Raw genomic sequence first — 21,311 nt, forward strand, 5'->3', positions numbered from 1 at the left:
GATGACGGAATCCTAACGATCCCTATCAAGGCAACCCTCGCTGGCCTCTACCAGCGGTGAAACAAGGACGTGGCACGTTTCGCTCGTATTCCGGCCCCACCCCCAGAAGACTCATTCGAAGCCAGCTTGTGCTGGCCCGGGGCCGGTGGCGTTCAGTGGCGCTCGGCGAGGGCCTGCAGCCGGGATCCTCCGGCGCCGCTGGGGCCGGTGGGGCCTCGACCCCGGGCAGCCGTGATTCAGCGGTACTGCTCCGGAATTTCCATCTCGTCTGAGCCGTCGGAGATGTACTCCATCCCCGGGTTCTCGACCTCGGCAACGACGATCCAGGGTTTATACCCCTCCACCTCGCAGACCGCGTGCAGGCGCAGTTTCGTGTCCCAGTACCCGTCCACCCAGTCTCCCGGGTCCTGAAACCAGCTCGGCGGCTCGGAGTTATCCATCTGCCGGTACACGAAGTTGCCGCGCTCCAGGCTCCGGATAATGCTCTCGCGGCCGGGCGCGGCAACCCCGTCGACCCCGGGGCTGAATCGGGCGGCCCCCCAGATCACCGACGACAGCTCCGTACGCATTGCTTCGTCGTAATGCGGTCTGGCTGAGTGATCCCGTCCGGCCTCGTCGCGCACCGTGAGGGTGATCGTGTCGAGGTGATCCAGGCCGACCGGGCCGTCGAGTGTGGTGGTGAGCCTCAGACGGTTGGGGCCCACGCGGATCAGACTGAAGGTCAGCTCAGGAGTCAGCTCGCGGTGCCAGCGGTCGCGTTCGATCTTCGCCACCTCTCGCGCGGTGTCAGCCGAGTCCGCGGCGGCCGCCGCCGCTTTGCGGGTCGTCCAGTACGCCATGACCGCGGTGACCACCACCCCGACCGCGGCAGCAATGGCGCTGAGCGCCGTCCAGTCGTCAGTGTTCATGGCGCCGGACCGTAGCAGCAGCGGCGGCCGCACCCGGTGGAGTATCCGGATCGGGACATGATCGGGGGCTACTGGTGGGCTCGCCTATCAACTGTCGTGAGTTCGCTGGGGTGTCCAGCCTGATGGTGACCGTAGGTGGTCTCCGGCTGCGTACCGACTCCACGTGCCGCCGGTCTGTGAGGCAAGCCTGGCAGCGGTGTCCTGGTGGTAGCCGAGGGCGTCGGCGACGACGGGCGCGGGCATCTCCAGGACGTGCTGGCGGAGGGCAGCCGCCCGGGTGGCGGTGGTCGGTATGCCGATGTCGTTGATCGAGGCGGCGAGGGCGTATGTGCGACATCCCGTGGGTTCCCCTGAGATCTGCTGAGGTCCTGGGCCACTGGCCAGAGGGTTCCCCTCGTGCGCGTGCTCTCGAAGCTTGTGACGTACCTTCGGGATTCTTGAAGTGTTCTCAGTCTGTCCGACCGATCTGTGGTCTGGTCGAAGGCAAGGGGAGCGCCTTGCAGAGTTCCAGCGGACTGATCGTGGCGAACACCGACGACGGGCTCACCTCCGCACGGCCCGCGGCCGGGTCGGCGGGCGACTATCCCGACCCGATCGTGGACCTCTCCGACGGCCTCACCCGCTTCGAACGGGCCCGCGGTCCAGCCGAAGCCTGAGATCATTTCCGGCATGGACATGAGACGGGTGCTGACGGACTACGCGACGACCGGCGGCGTCGGTGTCCTCAGGCCCGGAGCTACGCTGGACGCCGTCACCGAGGTACTCGGACCGCCGGTCGAGGCCGACTACTTCCCCCACCCGAAGGGGACCTGGCCCCAGACCTTCGCGTATGGGGAGGTGCGCCTCGAAGTGTGCGGCTGTCGCGAGATCTTCCAGGTCGCGCTGAGCACCTGGACCGGGACGGTGGACGTGCCGACCGGGCGGCGGGGGGAGACGGTGACCCTCGCGTCGGAGGTCACGTTCGGGGAGCTGAAGGAGTTGCTCGGTGCGGCCGGGGTGGAGGGGGATGTGCGGACGTTCCCGACGCTGACCGACCAACTCACCGTCGTCGTCGGGGAGTATCCGCAGGGCGTCGACTACACCTTTGTCGTCCCGGACCCCGCCGCACCGGACAGCGCCACCCTGCACAGCGTGATCGCGAAGGATCTCGACCACACCTGCTAGGGCCTGTGTGGAGTTGTGATCTCGCGGGCCCCCGGCCCGGGAGGGTCGGGGGCCTTGGAGTAAAACGGTGGGATGTCTCGACCTCAACTTTCGGATGCCGAATGGGAGTTCATCTCCCCTTTCCTGCCGGTCGGTGAGTACGGGCCGTACCCGGAGAACCTGCGGGCGCACTTCGAGGGCGTCGTGTGGCGGTTCAGGAACGGGGCGAAATGGCGTGAGTTGCCCGAACGATTCGGGCACTGGTCCACCGTTTACGGCCGGTTTCGGCAGTGGCGGGATGCCGGGGTGTTCACCGCGGTGTTCCAGGGTGCGATCGCTGAGGCGGCGAAGCGGGACCTGGTGGACTTGTCGCTGGTCAGCGTGGACTCGACCACAGCCCGGGCCCATCATGATGCCGCGGGGATGATCGTGGAGCCCGAGATACTGGACGCGTTGGAGAAGGCCGCAGCTGAAAAAGGGGCACCAGCGAGGAACAAGACGGGCAACTGGACCCGGAGCGGGAAGAGCGGCGACGCGTGAGGCGTCGCCGCAGAGCCCGACTCGCCGCCGCTGACCTGGGGCGTGAGCAGCTCGCGGAACTTCGGTCGCTGGAGCGGGTGGAGGCGGCTGGAGGTGCCTGGGTCCTCCTCGAAGGCGACCGGGTCCTCGATCCCGGCCTCGTCCAGGACGAGGTTCTGCCGGGCGGTCGACTGCTGGTCGGTCGAGACCCGCTTGTAGACCAGGTTCGCCACTCGGGGCCCCTTCCGTCCGTACGGAGGATCGGACCCTATCCGTCGTCAAACCCTGTCAGCAATCACCATCGGATCTGATGGGATTCGAGCCGCCGCGAACCCCCGGATTGCACGGGTTCTTTGGACACGCCGACCACCTGTCGTCAAACGATTGTTTACCGACATGCGTCGCCGAGTGGAGGCGTCGCGGATGTTGAGCATTGCGCGCCAGTGTCAACGTTCCGGCTTCGGGTCAGGCCGGCGGGTCGGGGTGTATCTGGCGAGCATGGTCTGGACGGCCTGTTCGACGGCATCGTGGATGTCTGAGGCTGCGGGGTTCCAGTCGGTCAGCAGCATGCGGGGCCACAGGACGTAGTTGGCGATCATGCCGAGGAACTGGTTCGCGGCGCTCGCCGCGTCCGGGACATCAGCGTTGCCCGCCTCGTGCTCGGATTCCAAGTAGTGCTGAACGGAGGTGAAGTAGGGCAGTTTGCCAAGCTGGAACTGCATCCGTCCCAGTTCGGGGAAACGAGGCAGTTCGGCGATGACGATCCGGAACAGGGCTGTCATGCCGGGCCGGCCGACCAGGTCGGCATAGCGGTGGCCGACGGTTGTCAGTCCGGAGCGCAGATCTCCGGTCTGTGGCCGTGCGGCAGCGTCGCCGGCGTCACGCTGCCAGGACTCGGTGACGATGGCCTCGAAGAGGGCCGCCTTGGTGGGGAACCGCTTGAACAGGGTGGACTTCGAGACCCCGGCCGCTTCGGCGATCCGGGCCAGCGAGGTGCCGTCGTAGCCACGATCCAGGAACAGTTCTGTGGCTGCGGTGGTGATCGCATCGCGTTTCTGCTGAGCGAGCCTGCGGTGGTGTGCGGAGAGTTCTGCTGCCATGCGGACAGTATGCCGCAGACCCGAGGCGAGTCACTTGACTCGCCTCGGTGGTCCTGTTTACGGTACGAGAGCAAGGCGAGTCGAGTGACTCGCATCCTATCTGTGGCGCCCGGGCGAATTCCGGTAGCCGCGCGGTGGAGGAACAGTTCATGACGATCGACAAGATCGCTTTGGTGACCGGTGCGAATCGCGGCCTCGGACGCGGCGCGGCCATCGCTCTGGCCAGACGCGGGGTGCGGGTCTTGGTCACCCACCGCGGTGATGCGGCCGGGGCTGAGAAGACGGTGGAACAGGTGCAGGCGGTGGGTGGGACTGCCGCTGTTCTCCGGCTCGACATCAGCGACGTCTCCTCTTTCGCGTCCTTCACCTCCGAACTGAGCGAGCAGCTGGAGCGCTGGGGTACTTCGCGGCTCGACATCTTGGTCAACAACGCGGGAGTGGGGATCTTCGGACCGCTGGAGGACGTCACGATCGACGACTTCGACACGGTGATGGCCACCAACGTCCGGGGCACGTTCTTCCTCATCCAGTCACTTGTGCCGCTGCTGACCCAGGGCGGCCGCGTCATCAACGTCTCGACGTCACTGACCCGCCACACCAGCCCCGCCACCTCGGTCTACTCCGCCTCGAAGGCCGCCGTCGAAGCCCTGAGCCGCACCCTCGCCGCAGAACTCGGCCCGCGCGGCATCCGGGTCAACTCCATCGCCCCGGGGCCGACCGCCACCGATTTCAACGGTGGAGCGATGCGGGACGACGCCGGGATGCGCCAGGTTCTGGCCGGACAGACCGCGCTCGGCCGCGTCGGCGAACCTGAGGAGATCGGCGACGCCATCGCCACGCTGGCCTCCGAGGGACTGCGCTGGGTCACCGCCCAGCGCATCGAGGTCTCCGGCGGCGCCCTCCTCTGAGCGACCGGGCAACGGCCTATGGAGACGCAGGCAGCGACGGCCCCGACTCACTCCCCGCCGGTCTCGTCCTCGTCCAGCTCCGGCGCATCAGGGTCCCGAAGCGGGCGCAGGACGCCGGCGGCGGGGGCGAGGCGGTGAAGCTGTAGCGGCCGAGCAGGTTCAGGTTGCGGTGCTTGAGCGGGGAGAGCCGGGCGATGTCCTCCTCGCGGAGTTCGTGGCCCTCAGCCTGGAGCTGGGGGACTGCGGCGTCGACAGTCGTAGCGGGTGTTCTGCGCTCCGGCCGTCGCCGACGGTTTCGTCTACGGCGCGGGCGAGGGCGGCGACCTCTACGCGGTGGACGCCGCCACCGGCAAGGAGGCCTGGACGGGGGTGGTCTACGTGGGCAGCGAGAACGGCGAACTGTTCGCGGTGACGGCGTAGCGGCGCAGCAGCCCTCGCCCAGTCCCAGGGCAGGGCCCGACGCTGTCGGCGAATCCACGGGTGGCGGGGTACCAGTTCTACGAATGTGACACTCCCGGGGGGATGTGTCACCTTTCGCGGCCGACGGTACCCCGGGTCCGGCCCTGCCCTGCCCTGTCCCCAGGGCCGGGCAGGGCAGGGCTACGGCCGGTCCGGCGTCCCGTGCCAGGTCCGCCACAGTGCCGCGTACGCGCCGTCGCCCTTCACCAGCGCCTCGTGCGTGCCGAGTTCGGTGAGGCGGCCCTCCTCCATGACGGCGACCCGGTCCGCGTCGTGCGCGGTGTGCAGGCGGTGGGCGATGGCGATGACCGTGCGGCCCCGCAGGACGGCGGCCAGGGCGCGCTCGGTGTGCCGGGCGGTCGTCGGGTCCAGCAGGGCCGTCGCCTCGTCCAGGATCAGCGTGTGCGGGTCGGCCAACACCACTCGGGCCAGGGCGAGTTGCTGGGCCTGCGAACCGTCCGTACGGTAACCGCCGCCGCCCAGTTCGGTGTCGAGGCCGCCGGGCAGGTCCCGGACCCAGTCGGCGGCGCCGACCGCGGCCAGCGCCGCCCACAACTCATCGTCGCCGGCGGCCGGTTCGGCGATCAGCAGGTTGTCGCGGACCGTGCCGAGGAAGACGTGATGCTCCTGGGTGACCAGGACGACCTGCCGGCGCAGCGTCTCGGGCGCCAGCTCCGCGACCGGCACCCCGCCCACCGTCACCGTGCCCGCGCTCGGCGCGTCCACGCCCGCGAGCAGCCTGCTCAGCGTCGTCTTGCCCGCGCCGGACGGGCCGACGACCGCGAGCCGCTCCCCGGGCCGCACCGTCAGGTCGACGCCGCGCAGCACCTCGCCGCCGTGCTCGTAGGCGTACCGCACGCCCGTCACGTCGATCCGGTCGTCCGCCGGGACGGGACAGTCGTCCGACACCGCCTTCGGCGCCCGGGCCAGGCCCTCCACCCGGGCGAACGAGGCACCGCTGCTCTGCAGTTGCTCGACGCGCATCAGGATCTGGTCGAGGGGGTCGGCGAACTGCCGCAGGTACAGTGCGGCCGCCACCACCGCGCCCAGGCTCGTCGCACCCCGCGCGTGCAGCGCGCCGCCCAGCAGCAGCACGCCCGCCACCGGCAGCGAGTACGACACCTCGACCACCGGGAAGAACACCGTGCGCAGGCGCAGCGTGCGGAAACGGGTGCGGCGCGAGGTCTCCAGCGCGTCCCGGCTCGCCGCCGTCCGCCGCTCCTGGAGCCGGAACGCCTCGACCGTGCGCGCCCCGGACGCCGTCGACGCGACGATCTCGGCGACCTCCGAGGTCGCCGCTCCCTCCGCGAGGTAGGCGGTGCGCGCCCGCCGCAGATACCAGCGCAGCGCACACCAGATCGGGGTCAGCGCGAACACCCCGACCGCGCCGAGTAGCGGATCGATGGCGAACACCGCGCCGAGCGTGAACAGCGCCTGGACGGTGCAGACCAGCAGTTCGGGCCCGGCGTCCCGCAGGGTCGTGCCCACGGCCGCCACGTCGGCGGTGCCGCGCGTGGTCAGATCGCCGGTCCCGGCCCGCTCCACGACCGACGCGGGCAGCGCGAGCGCCCGGCCGACGAACTCCTCCCGCACCCGTGCGAGCGTCCGCTCGCCGAAGCGGTGGCCCGCGTACCGGGCCCAGCGCGCCAGCAGCAACTGGGCCACCGCGCAGGCCAGGATGGCCGCCGCCAGGCGGTCCACGGCGCCGGTCCCGTGCCCGGCCCGCACCTCGTCGATGATCCGGCCCAGCAGCCACGGCCCGGCGAGCCCGGCTCCGGCGGCGAGCACGTTCAGGGCGAGGGCGCCGGTGAACGCCCGTCCGTCGGCCCGCACCAGCCGGGCGGTCGCCCGGCGCACCTCGGCCGCCTCGGCGACCGGCAGCCGCCCCGAGGACCCGTCGGCCACCGTCATCGCACAGCCTCCTCGGCCACGTCCGTGTCTTCCGTGCCTTCCGTGTCTTCCGTGCCTTCTGTGTCTTCGGGGTCCCGTGCCACCAACGCCCGGTAGCCCGGCTCCCGTTGCAGCAGGTCGCGGTGGTGGCCGGTCGCCGCGACCTTGCCGTCGACCAGGTAGTGCACGGTCTCCGCGTGGTCGAGGACCAGCGGCGAGGTGGTGGTGACGACGGTGGTCCGGCCGGCCCGGGCCGCGCGCAGCCGCCGCGCGACGGCCGCCTCCGTGTGCGCGTCCAGCGCCGACGTCGGCTCGACGGCCAGCAGCACCTCGGGATCCGCGAGCAGCGCCCGCATCAGCCGGACGCGCTGCCGCTGGCCCCCGGAGAGACTGCGGCCCTGCGCGGTCACGGGCGAGTCGAGCCCCTCCGCCAGGCCCTGCACGATGTCGTCGGCCGCCGCCGCCCGCACCGCCCGAACGAGATCCGCCGGGGCGCGCTCGCGCCGTCCGGCGACCACCTCGCGCAGGCTGCCCGCGAACAGGTCGGCCTCGTGGTCGGCGACCAGGATCCCGGCCCTGACCTGGTCCAACGGCATGGCGTCCAGCCGTACTCCGCCCCAGGTGGCGTCCGAGGGGCCGTACCGGCCGAGCCGGTCCACGACGGCGCTCACCTCCGCGTGCCGCGCGCCGACCAGCGCGGTCAGCCGGCCCGGCGCCACCCGCACCCCCGACCCGGGGTCGTGCAGCACCGCGGGCTCCCCGGGCGCGTCGGCGGTCCCGGTGTCCGGGGCGGGCTCCAGCCGCAGCAGCCGGACGACGCGCCGGGCGGCCACCACACCCCGGCTGAGCTGGTAGCCCATGTCGACGAGGAACGCCACCGAGCCGACCAGGACGGCGACATAGCCGTACACCGACACCAACTCGCCCACCGTCAGCTCCCCTTGGGCGGCGAGCCGGGCCGCCAGCCACGTCACCACGGCGAGGAACAGCGTGGGCAGGCCCAACCCGAGCGCCTGCAGCCAACTGGTGACCGCGCCGACCCGGTAGCCCTGCGCCCGCAGCCGCTGCGAGTCACGCTCGAAGGCGTCCGCGAACAGCCCCTTGCCGCCCAGCCCGTTGAGGACGCGCAGCCCGCCCGCGAGGTCGCCGATCCGCGCGGTGAGCACGCCCTGCCGCTCCCGGTACTCGGCCTCCGTGCCCTGCAACCGCGTCATCAGCGGCCCCACCAGCACCGCGACCACCGGCACCCCCAGCAGTACGACCCCCGCGAGCAGCGGCGACACGGACAGCAGCAGCCCGGCGACGAACACGTACACCACGACCGAACCGACGCCCGGCCCGATCACGGTCAGCGAGCCCGCGATGGTGTGCACGTCGCCCACCCCGATGGTGACGACCTCCCCGGCCCGCACCTGCCGCGACAGCCCGGCGCCGAGCCGCACCGTCTGCCGGACGACGACCTTGGTGGTGCGGAAGTAGCCGTCCATCCGCACCCGGGTCATCGTGCGGTGGCGCATGATGCTCAGCCACGCGTTGAGCGCGCCCACCGCGACCAGGGCGGCCGTCCAGCCGGCCAGCGCGGCCTGGTCACCGGACTCCAGCCCGTCGTCCACCGCCCGCGACAGCAGATACGGGGCCGCCGCCAGCAGCACCATCCAGACGCTGGCCAGCACCGCCCCGGCCAGTGCCCGCCCCGGCTGGCAGCGCACCAGCCACGCCAGGTACGCCCAGCCGCCACGGCAGTCGGGTGTGCCGGGATCCTCGTACGCGTCGATCACACGTCCCCCAGTCCGCTGGTGCCGGTGTGCAGGATCCGCGACTCGATGAGCGATCGGTGGTTCTCCGCGAGCGAATCGGTGACAACGGGCGACGTCTCACTGGTCACGGTGAACCCCGGTTCGGCCGACCGGGGTTCACCCGCCATGTAATCAGTGCGCGGCCATCTGGTGGTGACTGGTGGGAGTTTGGAGGACCGGGCGCGAACTACGTGCGGACTCGGCCCCACGGCTTGAAGACCGAGAGCACCATCGCGAGACTCAGCAGCACCATGGCGGTGGCGGCGAGGAACGCGACGAACCAGATGTCCCGCAACGGCTGTTCGCCCGAGGCGAGTTCGGTGATCGGGCCCAGGAACAGCAGCAGCATCACGCAGGCGATGACGTTGAGGGCCAGCTTCACCGCGACCCACCGGTAGCGAACGAGTCCCCACTTGGTCGCCAGCCCCAGCAGGACACCGGTGACAAGGCAGACCGCCCCCGCCGCGAGAGCCGACAGCAGCAGGGGAACGACGAAGAAGTCCGCGAGTGCCCGGTATACGGCGGTGCGGTCGTCGCCCGCGCGTACCCAGCCGATCACCACCAGAACGGCGGAGACGACATCGATGCCGATCCAGGCTCCCGCCGACCCGACATGCGTGACAAGGATGCTCCTGCGCAGCCCAGCCGGAATGCGCCAGAGGACTCGGTTCCCCCGTGCCGGCGGGGTGGTTCGGGGCGTGGTGAGGGTACTCATGGCCGTCCTTGTCCGCGGAGTGCATGGGGTACGGGTTACGGGTCACGGGTCAGGGGCGGTCGGTCGACCCGGGAGACCTCGGGGATCTTCAACGGCGCCGACCCGACGTAACCCGCACCGTTGAAGGTCTCCTCAGGCGGTGAGGACTTGCAGCGCGGCGGCGTGCACACCCGGCGCGGCGGCGAGGTAGCTCTCGCCGGCCAGTTCCCACGGTTTGCCCTCGAGGTCGGTCACGACGCCTCCGGCCTCCTGGACCAGCAGCACACCTGCCGCGTGGGACCGGACGTTGTCGAACTGCCAGTGCAGGTCCATCCGGCCCGCGGCGACCTGGGCGAGCTGGTGGGTCACCGGTACGGAGACCCGCACATACAGGGCGGAGTTCGTCATCGCGGTGAAGGCGGAGCCCATCCGCTTCGCGAGCTCGGGGTCGTGACCCGGCTGGGCCAGGCCGGTCCCGGCCAGTGCGCCGTCCAACGACGTCTTGGCCGAAGCCCGCAGCCGTGCACCGTTGAGGAACGCTCCGCCGCCCTCGGTCGCGGTGAACATCTCGTCGAAGACCGGGAAGTGGACCACCGCCAGCACCGGGCGGCCGTCACGGACGAGGCTCACGCCGATGTTCCAGTCGGGCATGCCGTGCACGGCGTTGACGTTGCCACCGACCGGGTCGATGAGCCACCACTCGCCCGTGGCCAGCGGTCCCGATCCGTGTTCGTCGTTGAGCCAGCCCGCGCTCGGCAGGGCCTCGGCCAACGCCGGGCGCAACGTGTCGACGACGGCCGCGTCATTGGCCTGGAGGTCCGCGAGCAGTTCGGGGAGCCCGGGCTGACGGGCGTCGGTGGAATAGCGCGTCATCATCCGGGCGCCCGCGTGGCGGACGGCGGCGACGGTGGCGGCAAGCAGTTCCTGGCTCATGGGATGCTCCTGGAGCGGTTGATCGAAGTGGATCTGTTGCTCGTTAAGATTTACTTTTATGCAATTGGACTTGAATCTGCTGACCGTGCTGGACGCCCTGCTCGAAGAGGGCAGCGTGATGGGCGCCGCCGAGCGGCTGCACCTGTCCTCGCCCGCGGTCAGCCGTACCCTCGGCCGGCTTCGGGCCGTCACCGGGGACGACATCCTGGTGCGCACCGGCCACTCGATGACTCCGACCCCGTACGCGCTGTCGGTGCGGGAGGACGTGCACCGGCTGGTCAGGCAGGCGCGCGAAGTGCTCTCGCCGATCCGTGAGCTGGACCTGGCCGAGCTGGATCGCACCTTCACGATCCAGTGTCACGACGCGGTGGCCGCGTCACTGGTGCCGGTACTGGTCGGGAGGATCCAGCAGCGGGCCTCCGGGGTGCAGTTGCGGGTGCTGGCGGAGAACTCCGTCGACACCGACGACCTGCGACACGGCCGCGTCGATCTGGAACTGGGTGGCGGGCGGCCCGGTCTGCCCGAGTTCCGGTCCGAGCGGCTCGGCGAGGACCGGCTCATCGTGGCGATGCGCGCGGACCACCCTTGCGCCGGCGGACTCGACCTGGCCTCCTACGCGGCGCAGCCGCATGTGGTGATCTCCCGGCGTGGCCGCCTCACCGCGCCGATCGACGACGTGCTGGCCGCCGAAGGCCTGCGGCGCCGGGTGGTCGCGGCGGTGGCGACGGTGTCCACCGCTCTGCAGATCGCCGCCCGTGGCGACGCGCTGGTCACCTGTACGGCGATCCTCGGCCGCCCGCTCATCGAGGTGTTCGGGCTCCTGGCCCGGCCGCTGCCGATCGAGTCCCCGGTGGCGACGATCAACTGCAACTGGCACCAGCGCTACGATTCCGACCCCGCCCACGCCTGGCTCCGCGAGCAGGTCAGGGCGTCGATCGAGGAGATCACCGCCTGCTGACCGCTCCGCCTACTCCGTCAGTGGGAGGGCCACGGCGCCGGGAAAACCGGGTGCCTCGGCTTCGTCGAGCATCGCCGCGGCGACGGTTTCCCGGCTGACCTTCGCACCGAGGTCGAAGGGGGGCGCGGCCTCCAGGCCGACCGTGCGCCGACGGGGGCTTTCCGGCCCGTCGGCGAGCATCCCGGCGTGGAAGACGGTGCCGCCGGCCGCGAGAACGGTGTTGTCGGCTTCGACCTTGTCCGCGAGCCGGTCGCCCAGCACCTTGGCGAGCATGCCCGCGCCCTCCCCCGCCACTTCGGCCGACCTGCCCGTGCCGTAGGCGCCGAGCCAGATGACGCGCCGTGGGCCGGCGGCGACGACGGCCCGGGCGCCGGTCAGGAGAATCCCGGCCCGGTCCGTGCCGAGCGCGGAGAGGACCACGGAATCCCCGTCCACGACGGCGGCGATACTGGCCGCGTCGTTCACGTCGCCCGCCACTTTCCGCAGGCTCGGGGAGTCGGGCAGGGCGATCCGCTCGGGGTCACGCGCGATGGCGGTCACGGTGTGACCCCGTCGCAGCGCCTGTCGGGTGAGGGCGATCCCGGTCTGGCCGGAGGCCGCGAGGACGGTGAGGTTCATGCCGGGAACGTTAGGGAGTTCCCTACTTAACATCAAGTGCAAGTAACTGACTTGATAAGTTACTCAGGCGCAATCGCGTCTGTATGTGGACCGCGGGTGCGCCTGGACCGTGTGTAGGTTCCGCTTGATCGTGAGCAGTGGTCCTGCGGAAACGCGGGAATCCGCGCGTGATGCGCAACGCGCGTGCAGGCTGGTCGTGCGCAATCCGGGGATGGCGTCTGCTCCTTCTGGTCACTGTGAGTTGTCTGTCAGCGGCCAGTTGGAATTCCCCGGTGACGGCCGTTTGGTGGGGAGATATCTGGCCGCCGATGGTCACTCTGTGTTGATGTTCCACATTGCTCAGCGGCTCACGGGTGAAGACAGAAGGAGGCTCCGGCGTGCTCGGTTCGGCGATGGCGGCGGATGGCCCAGTGGTGATCAGGGCCTGGCTCTCTGTGGTGTCGAGATGCGTGTTGTTGCACCTGCCGTAGCGGCATGTGGTGTCGTCGAGGCACCACCGCAAGAAAGGCTTACTCTGCGATGTACCCCTCCGTCACGCCTCCCCGCCAGGTCAAGATCGGTGATGCCGCCGCCTTCGCCGGGACCACCCCACGCGCCATCCGCCACTACCACCAGATCGGTCTGCTGCGGGAGCCCGAGCGAGGCGGAGACGGTCGCCGCCGCTACGGCTACGACGACATGATCCGCCTCATGTGGATCCGCAAGATGGCGGAGGCCGGAATCAGCCTGGACGACATGCGGGCCGCCTTCGACGGAGCCCGGGACATCGAGGAGACCCTGGGCCGACTGGAGGAGACCCTGGCCGCTCAGGAGGCCGGCATAAAGCGTCAGCGCGCGGCAGCCCAGCGCCTGCGGGTCGTGGGCAGCCCTCTGGGTCTGCTCTCCCAACTGGTGACGGACCGGCTCAGCCACCTGCCTCCGGGCGCACTGCGCCCTTCCGACCTGGACGCCCTGCTGGTCACGGAACGGGTCTTCGGGCCGTTGGGAGCAGCTGTCCAGGCCAGCGTGTTCATGGTGCTGGCCACCCACGCCGACCTGCGGGCCGAGGCGGACCGCCTCGATGCGGCCGACGCCGCCCTCGACGACAGCGTCGATCCCCATGACCCACGTGTCGAAGAACTCGCCGCGCAGCACTGTGCCCACCACAAGGCCCTGGTGCAGGCCATCGAGGCAGACGGGCTGGACACGGCTGAGGAGAAGCTCTTCGAGATCTACGACGCCGACCTGACGGGCGAAGAAGACGCCCACATGAGCGCCTTCGAAGCGGTCACCAAAATGCCATACGACTTCTCTCCCGCCCGGATGCGATGCATGGAACTCACGACAGAACTCCTCGCCCAAGACGACCAGGACACCCCAGACGACAGCTGATTGCCTACCGCAGGCACCGACGAACCAGCCAGCCGCCCCTTCGCCTGTACACGACCGGCCGCATCAGGCGTCGGCTACACCGAGACGGAGAGTGACATCGCAACTGGCCGTACGTGGGAAATCCGGACTGGCCGCTGACAGTTGTCCTCGGGCATCTCGGTGAGTGCTGGGAGTGGACGTTGCTCAACGGACTCGGAATGGCCATGGGGCGGAAGCTAGTTACCGTGCGGAGTCAGTGCGCACAGATCCTTGGAATTGCGCATTCGGTGCGCATCTCACGGGCACAGTGCGCACCGAATCGCGGAACCTACACCGTGGACGGTCAGGCCAGGCTGTCGCGCCAGGCGCGGTGCAGGTCCGCGAAGCGGCCGGTGCCCGCGATCAGTTCGGCCGGGCTGCCGTCCTCGACGATCCGGCCGTGCTCCATGACCAGAACCCGGTCGGCGATCTCCACGGTCGACAGCCGGTGCGCGATCACCACCGCCGTACGGCCCTTCAGCACCGTCGCCATCGCCGCCTGGACGGCCCGCTCGCCCGGGACGTCCAGCGAGCTGGTCGCCTCGTCGAGGATCAGCACCGCCGGATCCGCGAGCAACGCCCTTGCGAACGCGACGAGTTGACGCTGGCCGGCGGAGATCCGGCCGCCGCGCTTGCGGACGTCCGTGTCGTAGCCGTCGGGCAGGGCGCTGATGAACTCGTGCGCGCCGATCGCCTTCGCCGCCCGCTCGATCTCCTCCCGGCTCGCGTCCGGCCGCCCGATGGCGATGTTCTCGGCGACCGTGCCGGAGAACAGGAACGCCTCCTGCGTCACCATGACCACCCCGCGCCGCAGTTCGGGCCCGGGCAGCTCGCGCAGGTCGACCCCGTCCAGCAGGACCCGGCCCGCGGAGGGGTCGTAGAAGCGGGCGAGCAGCTTGGCCAGCGTGGACTTGCCCGCGCCGGTCGAGCCGACGACGGCGACGGTCTGCCCGGCGGGCAGGGTGAGGGCGAAGCGGGGGAGGACCTCCCCGCCGGTGCGGTAGCCGAAGGAGACCTCGTCGAACACGACCCCGCGGCCCGGGAGTTCGCCGTCCAGTGCCGGGAGTTCCCGCGGCGTCGACGGTTCCGGCACGGACGGCGTCTGCGCGAGCAGGCCCGCGATCTTCTCCAGCGAGGCGGCCGCCGACTGGTAGGAGTTGAGGAACATGGCGAGCCGGTCGATCGGGTCGTACAGCCGCCGCAGATACAGCACCGCCGCCGCCAGCACCCCCAGGTCCAGCGAGCCGTCCACCACCCGCAGGGCGCCCCACAGCACGATCACTGTCACCGCCGTGTTGGCGATCAGCCGCGACCCGGTGACGTACCGGGCCATCTCCAGGAGCGCGTCGCCGTTCCTCCGCTCGTGCCGCCGGTTCAGGACCCGGAAGGCGGCTTCGTTGACGGACTCGCGGCGGAAGGCGCGCACCGGGCGGATGCCGTTCATCGTCTCCACGAACTTCACGATCACGGTCGCGATCGCGGTGGACCTGGCCGCGAACACCCGGCCCGCACGCCGCTGGTAGAGCCGCATCAGCAGGTACAGCGGGCCGAAGGAGGCCACCGCGACGGCGCCCAGGCCCAGGTCCAGCCAGAGCAGCATCGCGGAGATGAACAGGAAGGACAGCACGACCGCGACGAGTTCCTGGAGGCCCTCGCTGAGCAGCTCGCGCAGGGCCTCCACGTCGCTGGTGGAGCGGGAGATGAGCCGGCCCGAGGTGTAGCGCTCGTGGAAGTCGAGGCTCAGCGCCTGCGCGTGCCGGAAGATCCGGCCGCGCAGATCGAGCAGCACGTCCTGGTTGACGCGGGCGGACGCGATCAGGAACACGTACTGCAGCGCGCCGGCGGCCAGCGCGCACAGCAGATAGCCGGCGCCCACCGCGACCAGCGGCCCGTGGTCGTCGGCCCGCAACGCCGGTACGGCGCGGTCGATGGCGTACGCCACCAGCAGCGGGCCCGCCTGCACGGCCGCCTGCTGGAGCAGCAGCAGGAGCGTGGTGAGGGCGACGCGCGCCCGCATCGGGGCGAGCAGGGAACGCAGCAGCGCGCCGGTGGCGCCGGGCGGCGTGGGCAGGACGTCCTTGTCGAAGTCGTCGCCGGCGAAGGCCTGGGGAGGGGTCCCGTCGTCGGCGGTGGGGGAGGGCGAGGGGGGAGACGTGGGGGAGGTCGTGGGGGAGGCGGTCATCGGTCGTCCTCCTGGCGGCCGGTTCCGGACATGAGGTGGGCGTACTCGGCGTTGGTGCGCAGCAGTTCGTGGTGGGTGCCGACGGCGGTGACGCGCCCGCCCGACAGCAGGGCGACGCGGTCGGCGAGGAGCACGGTGGACGGGCGGTGGGCCACGATCAGCGCGGTCGTGTCGGCCAGGACCTGGCGCAGCGCGGCCTCCACGGCGGCCTCGGTGTGCACGTCCAGCGCGGAGAGCGGGTCGTCGAGGACCAGGAACCGGGGCCGTCCGACGACGGCTCTGGCCAGCGCGAGCCGCTGCCGCTGCCCGCCGGAGAGACTGAGCCCCTGCTCGCCGACCTGCGTGTCGACGCCCTGCGGCAGCGCGTGCGCGAAGTCGGCCTGCGCCACCTCCAGCGCCCGCGTCAGCTCGACGGCGCCTGCCTGGTCGTCCGCCCCCATGAGGACGTTCTCGCCGACGCTCGCGGAGAACAGGGTCGGCTCCTCGAAGGCGACGGCGACCCGCGCGCGCAGTTCCTCGCGGGGCAGCGCGGTGATGTCCTCGTCGTCAAGGGTGATGCGCCCGGCCGTCACTTCGTGCAGCCGGGGGACGAGCGCGGTGAGGGTGGTCTTGCCGCTGCCGGTCGCCCCGACCAGCGCCATCGACTCACCGGGCCGGATGTGCAGGTCGACGCCGTCGAGGGTGGGCGCGGAGTCGGGGGCGGCGTCGGGGTAGCGGAAGGTGACGCCGGAGAAGCGCAGGCCGCCGCCCCCGGACCCGCCGGCACCCGCGCCCGCACCCGCATCCACGCCTGTACCGCCGGGCTCTTCCGGCTGTTCGTCCATCACCTCGAAGTAGCGCTCCGTCGCCGTCGCCGCCTCCTGGCTCATCGCCAGCAGGAAGCCGATGGAGTCCACCGGCCAGCGCAGCGCGAGCGCGGTGGACAGGAAGGCGACCAGGGTGCCCGCGGACAGCTCGCCGTCCGCGACCTGCACCGCGCCCAGCACCAGCGCGGCCCCGATGGCCAGTTCGGGCAGCGTCACGATGACGGCCCAGATCGTGGCCAGCAGCCGCGCCTTGCGCAGCTCCGTGCCGCGCAGCGTCGACGACAGCTCGCGGAAGGCCCGCGCCTGGCTGCGGTGCCGGCCGAAGCCCTTGATGATCCGGATCCCGAGGACGCTCTCCTCGACCACCGTCGTCAGGTCGCCGACCTGGTCCTGCGCGCGCCGCGCCACGACCGCGTACCGGTTCTCGAAGTACACGCACATCGCCATCACGGGGACCGCCGGCCCGAGGACGACCAGTCCGAGCGTCCAGTCCTGAAGCAGCATGATGACGACACCGACGAGGATCGTCACCGCGTTGACCAGCAGGAACGTCAGCGGGAAGGCGAGGAACATGCGCAGCAGCCCCAGATCGGCCGTCGCCCGGGACAGCAACTGCCCCGACGGCCACCGGTCGTGGAAGGCCACCGGCAGCCGCTGGAGCCGCTCGTACAGCGCGGCCCGCATCGACGCCTCGACGTGCGACAGCGGACGCGCCACGAGCCAGCGCCGCATGCCGAACAGCAGCGCCTCCGCGAGCCCGAGCAGCAGCAGCCAGAGCGCGCCCAGCCACACCCCGGCCGTGTCCCGGTCGGCTACCGGCCCGTCCACCATCCACTTCAGGACGAGCGGGATCACCAGCCCCGTACAGGAGGCGAGTACGGCGACGAACGCGGCGGTGAAGAGCCGTAGCCGTGCGGGCCGGACGTACGGCCACAGGCGCAGCAGGGTGCGTACGGCGGAGCGGTCGGGGGTGGTGGTTGCACGTGTCCTGGCCATCACCGCGAGCCTACGGACCGGCACTGACAACGCCCACCGAGTTTCGGCCGGACCCGGCTCGGCCGCAGGTCTACGACCAGCGTGTTCGACGACGCGCCCCGCGTGCTCGGGAGGTCCGGAGGCCGGGAGGTCGTAGCGCCGTATCCACCGATCGGCTGATGTGCGTTCGAGCGAGCCGGCCGATGTGCCGAACCGGTGCCGGGCGGAACCCTGGTGCCATGCCCGTCATCGAAGTCACCGATCTGCGCAAGTCCTACGACGGCCGTGCGGTCGTCGACGGCGTCTCCTTCGCCGTCGAGGAGGGCGAGATCTTCGGGATCCTCGGCCCCAACGGCGCCGGCAAGACCACCACCGTCGAGTGCGTCGAGGGCCTGCGCGTGCCCGACGCGGGCCGGGTCCGGGTCACCGGGCTCGACCCCGTCGCCGACCACGCGCGCGTGGCCCGCGTCCTCGGCGCCCAGCTCCAGCAGAGCGAGCTCCAGCCCAAACTGACCGTCCGCGAGGCCCTGGAGCTGTACGCCTCCTTCTATCCGAGCCCGCTCGACTGGGCGCCCCTCGCCGACCGCCTCGGCCTGACCCCGAAACTCTCCACCCGGTTCGCGAAGCTCTCCGGCGGCCAGAAACAGCGCCTGTTCATCGCGCTCGCCCTGATCGGCGACCCCCGGATCGTCGTCCTCGACGAACTGACCACCGGCCTCGACCCGCGTGCCCGCCGGGACACCTGGGAGCTGATCGAGGACGTCCGCGCGGGCGGTGTCACCGTCCTCCTCGTCACGCACTTCATGGAGGAGGCCCAGCGGCTGTGCGACCGGATCGCCGTGATCGACAAGGGGCGGGTGGCCGCCCTGGACACCCCGGCCGGACTGATCCGGCGCTCGGCGGGGTCCACCGTCATCAGCTTCACCCCGTCGGTCCCGCTGGACGAGCGTGACCTCAACGCCCTGCCCGGCCTCGCGTCCGTCGAGCACAAGGACAGCCGGATCACGCTGTCCGGCAGCGACGAGACCGTCAACGCCGTCATCACCCTCCTCGCCCGCCACCACATCACCGCCCACCAGCTCCGCGTCCTGGACGCCACGCTCGACGACGCCTTCCTCGACCTGACGAAGGACGACGTCACGAACGATGTCGCGAACGACGTCACCCAGGACGTCACCAAGGAGGTAGCGGCATGAGCACCGCCGTACTGAAGACCGAGGTCCGCCTCTTCCGCCGCGAACCCGGCAGCATCTTCTGGATCCTGCTCTTCCCGACCCTCCTCCTGGTGATCCTCGGCTCCATCCCGGCCTTCCGGCACCATCAGGCCGACCTCGGCGGCCTGCGCACCATCGACGCCTACGTCCCGGTGGCCGTGCTGCTCGGCCTGATCGTCGGCGGCCTCCAGTCGATGCCGCAGACCCTCACCGGCTACCGCGAGCGCGGCATCCTGCGCCGGATGTCCGCCACACCGGTCCGCCCGACGGCCCTGCTGTCCGCGCACATGCTGGTGTACGGCGGGGCGTCCCTGGTGTCGGCGCTGCTGGTCCTCGTGGTCGGGCGGCTCGGCTTCGAGGTGCGCGTGCCGCGGCAGCTCTTCGGCTACCTCCTCGCCCTGCTGCTGGCCGTCCTGGTCGCCCTCGCACTCGGATCGGTGGTGTCGGCCCTGTCCCCTACGACGAAGATCGCGGGCGCGATCGGCTCCGCCGTGTTCTTCCCGGCGATGTTCTGCGCGGGCCTGTGGATGCCGGTGCAGTCCATGCCGGACACCCTCGCCCGGATCGTGGAGTACACCCCCTTCGGCGCGGCCGCACAGGCCCTGAACCAGGCGGCGGCGGGCGACTGGCCGGGCTGGACCCACCTGGGCGTGCTGGTGGTCTGGATCCTGCTGCTGACGGGCGCGGCGAGCCGGTGGTTCCGCTGGGAGTGAGCATGCGCGTCGCCCACACTGGGCCCATGGACACGGACATGGGCCCGGCCCCGGCCCCGGCCCCGGCCCCGGCTTCGGCCCCGGACCGGGAGCGGGAGCGGGACGTGGCGGGCGTCGAGCGGCGGTGGGCGGTGGTCAACCACCGGGGGCCGTACCTGCTGCTGCTGGTGAGCGCGCTCCTCGCGGTGCCGACCGCCGGCATGTTCGGCATGCGGCAGGGCGACTGGTACGCGACCGGGGGCCTGGTCGCCGCCGGACTGGCGCTCCAGGTGTGGTGGGGGACCGTCGCCGACACCCTGCGCGTGCCGTCGGCCACGAGCATCGGCTACTACGCCGTCCGCTGGGTCATCGCCTTCGTCCTCAGCTGGATCAACCCGCTCTTCTGCGTCTACGCGTTCACCGGCTACTTCGGCGCCCGCCGGCTGCTGCCGCGCCCCGTGGTGACCGTCGGACTGTTCGCCACCGCCGTCACCATGTCCGGCGCGTACACCGGCGGGATGCCGCCGAGCGGGCGGACCCAGTGGCTGCTCTTCGGGGCGATCCTCGTGGTCACCCTCGTCCTGGTCGCCGTCTCCGACCGTCTCTTCGCCACCGAGGACGAACGCGCCCGCGTCCAGGCCGCGACCATCTCCGAACTCGAACGCACCAACGCCGCGTTGCAGCAGGCCCTCGACGAGAACGCCGCGCTGCACGCCCAACTCCTCGTCCAGGCAAGGGAAGCCGGGGTCGCCGACGAACGCAGGCGCCTCGCGGCCGAGATCCACGACACCCTCGCCCAGGGCCTGACCGGGATCATCGCCCAGCTCCAGGTCGTCGCGAACACGCCCGACCGGGACCAGGCCCGCGAGCACACCGGCCGTGCCCTGGAGCTGGCCCGGTACAGCCTGGGCGAGGCCCGCCGCTCCGTGCAGAACCTGGCCCCGGTGGCGCTGGAGTACGACGGACTGTCCGAAGCCCTGAAGAAGACGGTCGCCGCCTGGGGCGAACGCACCGGCGTACGCGCCGAGTTCACGCTCACCGGCACCGCCGAGCAACTCCACGAGGAGGTCGCGGCCACCCTCCTGCGCATCGTCCAGGAGGCCCTGTCCAACGCCGCCCGGCACGCCCGGGCCACCCGGGTCGGCGTCACCCTCTCCTTCCTCGGCGACGACGTCATCCTCGACATCCGCGACGACGGCACCGGCTTCGACCCGCTCGCCCTCCCCGCCCGCTCCAGCTCCGGAGGCTTCGGCCTCGACGGCATGCGCGCCCGCGCCGAACGCATCGCGGGCTCGCTCGCCGTGGAGTCCGAACCGGGCCACGGCACGGCCCTGTCGGCTCGCGTACCGTTGGTCCGCCATGAGTGACGCACCCCTGATCAGCCTGCTGATCGTCGACGACCATCCCGTCGTACGCGACGGCCTGCGCGGCATGTTCGAGTCGGCCCCCGGATTCACAGTCCTCGGCGAGGCCTCCGACGGCGTCGAGGCCCTCGACCGGGCCGCCGCCCTCGACCCCGACGTGATCCTGATGGACCTGCGCATGCCGGGCGGCGGCGGAGTCGACGCGATCGCCGAACTGACCCGGCGCCGCGCCCGCGCCAAGGTCCTCGTCCTGACCACGTACGACACCGACTCCGACACCCTGCCCGCGATCGAGGCCGGCGCGACGGGCTACCTGCTGAAGGACGCCCCGCGCGACGAACTCTTCACGGCCGTCCGCGCCGCCGCCGAGGGCCGCACCGTCCTCTCCCCGGCCGTCGCCTCCCGCCTGGTCTCCGCGGTGCGCACCCCCCGGACGCCCGCGAGCGAGCCGCTCTCCGCCCGGGAGCGCGAGGTGCTCGCCCTGGTCGCCAAGGGCACGTCCAACCGCGAGATCGCCCGCGAACTCTTCATCAGCGAGGCCACGGTCAAGACCCATCTCACCCACCTGTACGCCAAGCTGGGCGTCAACGACCGCGCGGCGGCGGTGGCCGTGGCGTACGAGCGGGGCATCCTGGGACGGGCCAGGCCGTGACCGGGTGACCCGTGTACGAGCCCGACCACCTAGAACCCAAGTGGACGCCAAGCCTCCCTGTCGTGCCCCGACGAAGTACAGCGTGGGCAGTGACGCAGATCATGCCATCTC

General features: G+C 71.1%; 20 protein-coding genes and 2 pseudogenes. 11 read left to right on the forward strand and 11 right to left on the reverse strand.

Going from position 1 to position 21,311, the window contains the following annotated elements; translation table 11 throughout:
* Positions 1–236: 236 nt before the first annotated feature.
* Positions 237–908, reverse strand: coding sequence for a hypothetical protein (locus OG352_RS29880; protein WP_329221179.1), 672 nt, complete (start codon positions 906–908; stop codon positions 237–239).
* A 497-nt stretch (positions 909–1,405) separates the two neighbouring features.
* Between OG352_RS29880 and OG352_RS29885 the strand changes: the two genes are divergently transcribed.
* From OG352_RS29885 to OG352_RS29895, 3 genes and pseudogenes are all read left to right on the forward strand, one after another.
* Positions 1,406–1,564: a hypothetical protein gene (locus OG352_RS29885; RefSeq protein WP_329221180.1), complete on the forward strand. Its 159-nt coding sequence runs from the start codon at positions 1,406–1,408 to the stop codon at positions 1,562–1,564.
* Between the two features lie 13 nt (positions 1,565–1,577).
* A complete protein-coding gene (locus OG352_RS29890; protein WP_329221181.1) occupies positions 1,578–2,072 on the forward strand; it encodes a hypothetical protein in 495 nt (164 codons plus the stop codon).
* A gap of 72 nt (positions 2,073–2,144) precedes the next feature.
* A pseudogene (locus tag OG352_RS29895) lies at positions 2,145–2,641 on the forward strand (transposase); the annotation flags it as partial.
* A gap of 375 nt (positions 2,642–3,016) precedes the next feature.
* Here the strand turns inward: OG352_RS29895 and OG352_RS29900 are convergent.
* Positions 3,017–3,670 carry a TetR/AcrR family transcriptional regulator gene (locus OG352_RS29900; RefSeq protein WP_329221183.1) on the reverse strand — a complete coding sequence of 218 codons (654 nt, stop codon included), beginning with the start codon at positions 3,668–3,670 and terminating at the stop codon, positions 3,017–3,019.
* A 149-nt stretch (positions 3,671–3,819) separates the two neighbouring features.
* On the opposite strand from OG352_RS29900, the gene OG352_RS29905 reads away from it, so the two are divergent.
* Positions 3,820–4,578 carry an SDR family NAD(P)-dependent oxidoreductase gene (locus tag OG352_RS29905; protein ID WP_329221184.1) on the forward strand — a complete coding sequence of 253 codons (759 nt, stop codon included), beginning with the start codon at positions 3,820–3,822 and terminating at the stop codon, positions 4,576–4,578.
* 47 nt (positions 4,579–4,625) lie between these two features.
* On the opposite strand, the pseudogene OG352_RS40080 reads toward OG352_RS29905, so the two are convergent.
* Positions 4,626–4,831: pseudogene (locus OG352_RS40080) on the reverse strand (Tn3 family transposase); the annotation flags it as partial.
* An 11-nt stretch (positions 4,832–4,842) separates the two neighbouring features.
* Between OG352_RS40080 and OG352_RS29910 the strand changes: the two are divergent.
* Entirely contained in the window at positions 4,843–4,998 is a 156-nt protein-coding gene (locus tag OG352_RS29910; protein WP_329221185.1) for a PQQ-binding-like beta-propeller repeat protein, read from the forward strand.
* Between the two features lie 180 nt (positions 4,999–5,178).
* Here the strand turns inward: OG352_RS29910 and OG352_RS29915 are convergent, their stop codons facing one another.
* The 5 genes from OG352_RS29915 to OG352_RS29935 all read right to left on the reverse strand — a co-directional run bounded on the left by OG352_RS29915 (position 5,179) and on the right by OG352_RS29935 (position 10,350).
* Entirely contained in the window at positions 5,179–6,948 is a 1,770-nt protein-coding gene (locus OG352_RS29915; protein WP_329221187.1) for an ABC transporter ATP-binding protein, read from the reverse strand.
* Complete coding sequence (locus OG352_RS29920) at positions 6,945–8,705, reverse strand: ABC transporter ATP-binding protein (RefSeq protein ID WP_329221188.1); 1,761 nt, start codon at positions 8,703–8,705, stop codon at positions 6,945–6,947. Before OG352_RS29920 ends, OG352_RS29915 begins: the two co-directional genes overlap by 4 nt.
* The gene (locus OG352_RS29925) at positions 8,702–8,851 is read right to left on the reverse strand and encodes a hypothetical protein (protein WP_329221189.1); all 150 of its coding nucleotides are present in this window, start codon (positions 8,849–8,851) and stop codon (positions 8,702–8,704) included. The genes OG352_RS29920 and OG352_RS29925 overlap by 4 nt, the downstream gene beginning before the upstream one ends.
* Before the next feature lie 59 nt (positions 8,852–8,910).
* Positions 8,911–9,438 carry a hypothetical protein gene (locus tag OG352_RS29930; protein WP_329221190.1) on the reverse strand — a complete coding sequence of 176 codons (528 nt, stop codon included), beginning with the start codon at positions 9,436–9,438 and terminating at the stop codon, positions 8,911–8,913.
* Between the two features lie 132 nt (positions 9,439–9,570).
* Positions 9,571–10,350, reverse strand: a complete 780-nt coding sequence (locus OG352_RS29935) for an inositol monophosphatase family protein (protein WP_329221192.1) — start codon at positions 10,348–10,350, stop codon at positions 9,571–9,573.
* A gap of 58 nt (positions 10,351–10,408) precedes the next feature.
* Here OG352_RS29935 and OG352_RS29940 point away from each other — a divergent pair, with 58 nt between their 5' ends.
* Positions 10,409–11,308, forward strand: a complete 900-nt coding sequence (locus OG352_RS29940; protein WP_329221194.1) for a LysR family transcriptional regulator — start codon at positions 10,409–10,411, stop codon at positions 11,306–11,308.
* A gap of 9 nt (positions 11,309–11,317) precedes the next feature.
* On the opposite strand, the gene OG352_RS29945 is transcribed toward OG352_RS29940, so the two are convergent.
* Positions 11,318–11,926, reverse strand: a complete 609-nt coding sequence (locus OG352_RS29945) for an NAD(P)-dependent oxidoreductase (protein WP_329221196.1) — start codon at positions 11,924–11,926, stop codon at positions 11,318–11,320.
* Between the two features lie 519 nt (positions 11,927–12,445).
* Here OG352_RS29945 and OG352_RS29950 point away from each other — a divergent pair.
* Positions 12,446–13,297, forward strand: coding sequence for a MerR family transcriptional regulator (locus tag OG352_RS29950; protein ID WP_329221197.1), 852 nt, complete (start codon positions 12,446–12,448; stop codon positions 13,295–13,297).
* Between the two features lie 322 nt (positions 13,298–13,619).
* Here the strand turns inward: OG352_RS29950 and OG352_RS29955 are convergent, their stop codons facing one another.
* Positions 13,620–15,497, reverse strand: coding sequence for an ABC transporter ATP-binding protein (locus OG352_RS29955; RefSeq protein WP_329221199.1), 1,878 nt, complete (start codon positions 15,495–15,497; stop codon positions 13,620–13,622).
* Entirely contained in the window at positions 15,494–17,299 is a 1,806-nt protein-coding gene (locus tag OG352_RS29960; RefSeq protein ID WP_329221200.1) for an ABC transporter ATP-binding protein, read from the reverse strand. Before OG352_RS29960 ends, OG352_RS29955 begins: the two co-directional genes overlap by 4 nt.
* Before the next feature lie 218 nt (positions 17,300–17,517).
* Between OG352_RS29960 and OG352_RS29965 the strand changes: the two genes are divergently transcribed.
* The 4 genes from OG352_RS29965 to OG352_RS29980 are packed head-to-tail and all read left to right on the forward strand — an operon-like array spanning position 17,518 to position 21,200.
* Positions 17,518–18,474 carry an ABC transporter ATP-binding protein gene (locus OG352_RS29965; protein ID WP_329221202.1) on the forward strand — a complete coding sequence of 319 codons (957 nt, stop codon included), beginning with the start codon at positions 17,518–17,520 and terminating at the stop codon, positions 18,472–18,474.
* On the forward strand, positions 18,471–19,205 hold the full coding sequence (locus OG352_RS29970) for an ABC transporter permease (protein WP_329221204.1): 735 nt from the start codon (positions 18,471–18,473) through the stop codon (positions 19,203–19,205). Before OG352_RS29965 ends, OG352_RS29970 begins: the two co-directional genes overlap by 4 nt.
* A gap of 26 nt (positions 19,206–19,231) precedes the next feature.
* Entirely contained in the window at positions 19,232–20,551 is a 1,320-nt protein-coding gene (locus tag OG352_RS29975; protein ID WP_329221205.1) for a sensor histidine kinase, read from the forward strand.
* The gene (locus OG352_RS29980) at positions 20,544–21,200 is read left to right on the forward strand and encodes a response regulator transcription factor (RefSeq protein WP_329221207.1); all 657 of its coding nucleotides are present in this window, start codon (positions 20,544–20,546) and stop codon (positions 21,198–21,200) included. Before OG352_RS29975 ends, OG352_RS29980 begins: the two co-directional genes overlap by 8 nt.
* The last annotated feature ends 111 nt before the right edge of the window (positions 21,201–21,311 follow it).

Origin of the sequence: Streptomyces sp. NBC_01485 (genome assembly GCF_036227125.1) — a bacterium.
GTDB lineage: Bacteria > Actinomycetota > Actinomycetes > Streptomycetales > Streptomycetaceae > Streptomyces.

Bases quoted from the DNA above. Each gene is read 5' to 3' on its own strand.
- OG352_RS29970 (WP_329221204.1), top strand. From the start codon at position 18,471: ATGAGCACCGCCGTACTGAAGACCGAGGTCCGCCTCTTCCGCCGCGAA.
- OG352_RS29880 (WP_329221179.1), bottom strand. From the start codon at position 908: ATGAACACTGACGACTGGACGGCGCTCAGCGCCATTGCTGCCGCGGTC.
- OG352_RS29905 (WP_329221184.1), top strand. From the start codon at position 3,820: ATGACGATCGACAAGATCGCTTTGGTGACCGGTGCGAATCGCGGCCTC.
- OG352_RS29930 (WP_329221190.1), bottom strand. From the start codon at position 9,438: ATGAGTACCCTCACCACGCCCCGAACCACCCCGCCGGCACGGGGGAAC.
- OG352_RS29915 (WP_329221187.1), bottom strand. From the start codon at position 6,948: ATGACGGTGGCCGACGGGTCCTCGGGGCGGCTGCCGGTCGCCGAGGCG.
- OG352_RS29900 (WP_329221183.1), bottom strand. From the start codon at position 3,670: ATGGCAGCAGAACTCTCCGCACACCACCGCAGGCTCGCTCAGCAGAAA.
- OG352_RS29925 (WP_329221189.1), bottom strand. From the start codon at position 8,851: ATGGCGGGTGAACCCCGGTCGGCCGAACCGGGGTTCACCGTGACCAGT.
- OG352_RS29890 (WP_329221181.1), top strand. From the start codon at position 1,578: ATGGACATGAGACGGGTGCTGACGGACTACGCGACGACCGGCGGCGTC.
- OG352_RS29960 (WP_329221200.1), bottom strand. From the start codon at position 17,299: ATGGCCAGGACACGTGCAACCACCACCCCCGACCGCTCCGCCGTACGC.
- OG352_RS29975 (WP_329221205.1), top strand. From the start codon at position 19,232: ATGGACACGGACATGGGCCCGGCCCCGGCCCCGGCCCCGGCCCCGGCT.
- OG352_RS29940 (WP_329221194.1), top strand. From the start codon at position 10,409: ATGCAATTGGACTTGAATCTGCTGACCGTGCTGGACGCCCTGCTCGAA.
- OG352_RS29955 (WP_329221199.1), bottom strand. From the start codon at position 15,497: ATGACCGCCTCCCCCACGACCTCCCCCACGTCTCCCCCCTCGCCCTCC.
- OG352_RS29965 (WP_329221202.1), top strand. From the start codon at position 17,518: ATGCCCGTCATCGAAGTCACCGATCTGCGCAAGTCCTACGACGGCCGT.
- OG352_RS29950 (WP_329221197.1), top strand. From the start codon at position 12,446: ATGTACCCCTCCGTCACGCCTCCCCGCCAGGTCAAGATCGGTGATGCC.
- OG352_RS29945 (WP_329221196.1), bottom strand. From the start codon at position 11,926: ATGAACCTCACCGTCCTCGCGGCCTCCGGCCAGACCGGGATCGCCCTC.
- OG352_RS29935 (WP_329221192.1), bottom strand. From the start codon at position 10,350: ATGAGCCAGGAACTGCTTGCCGCCACCGTCGCCGCCGTCCGCCACGCG.
- OG352_RS29980 (WP_329221207.1), top strand. From the start codon at position 20,544: ATGAGTGACGCACCCCTGATCAGCCTGCTGATCGTCGACGACCATCCC.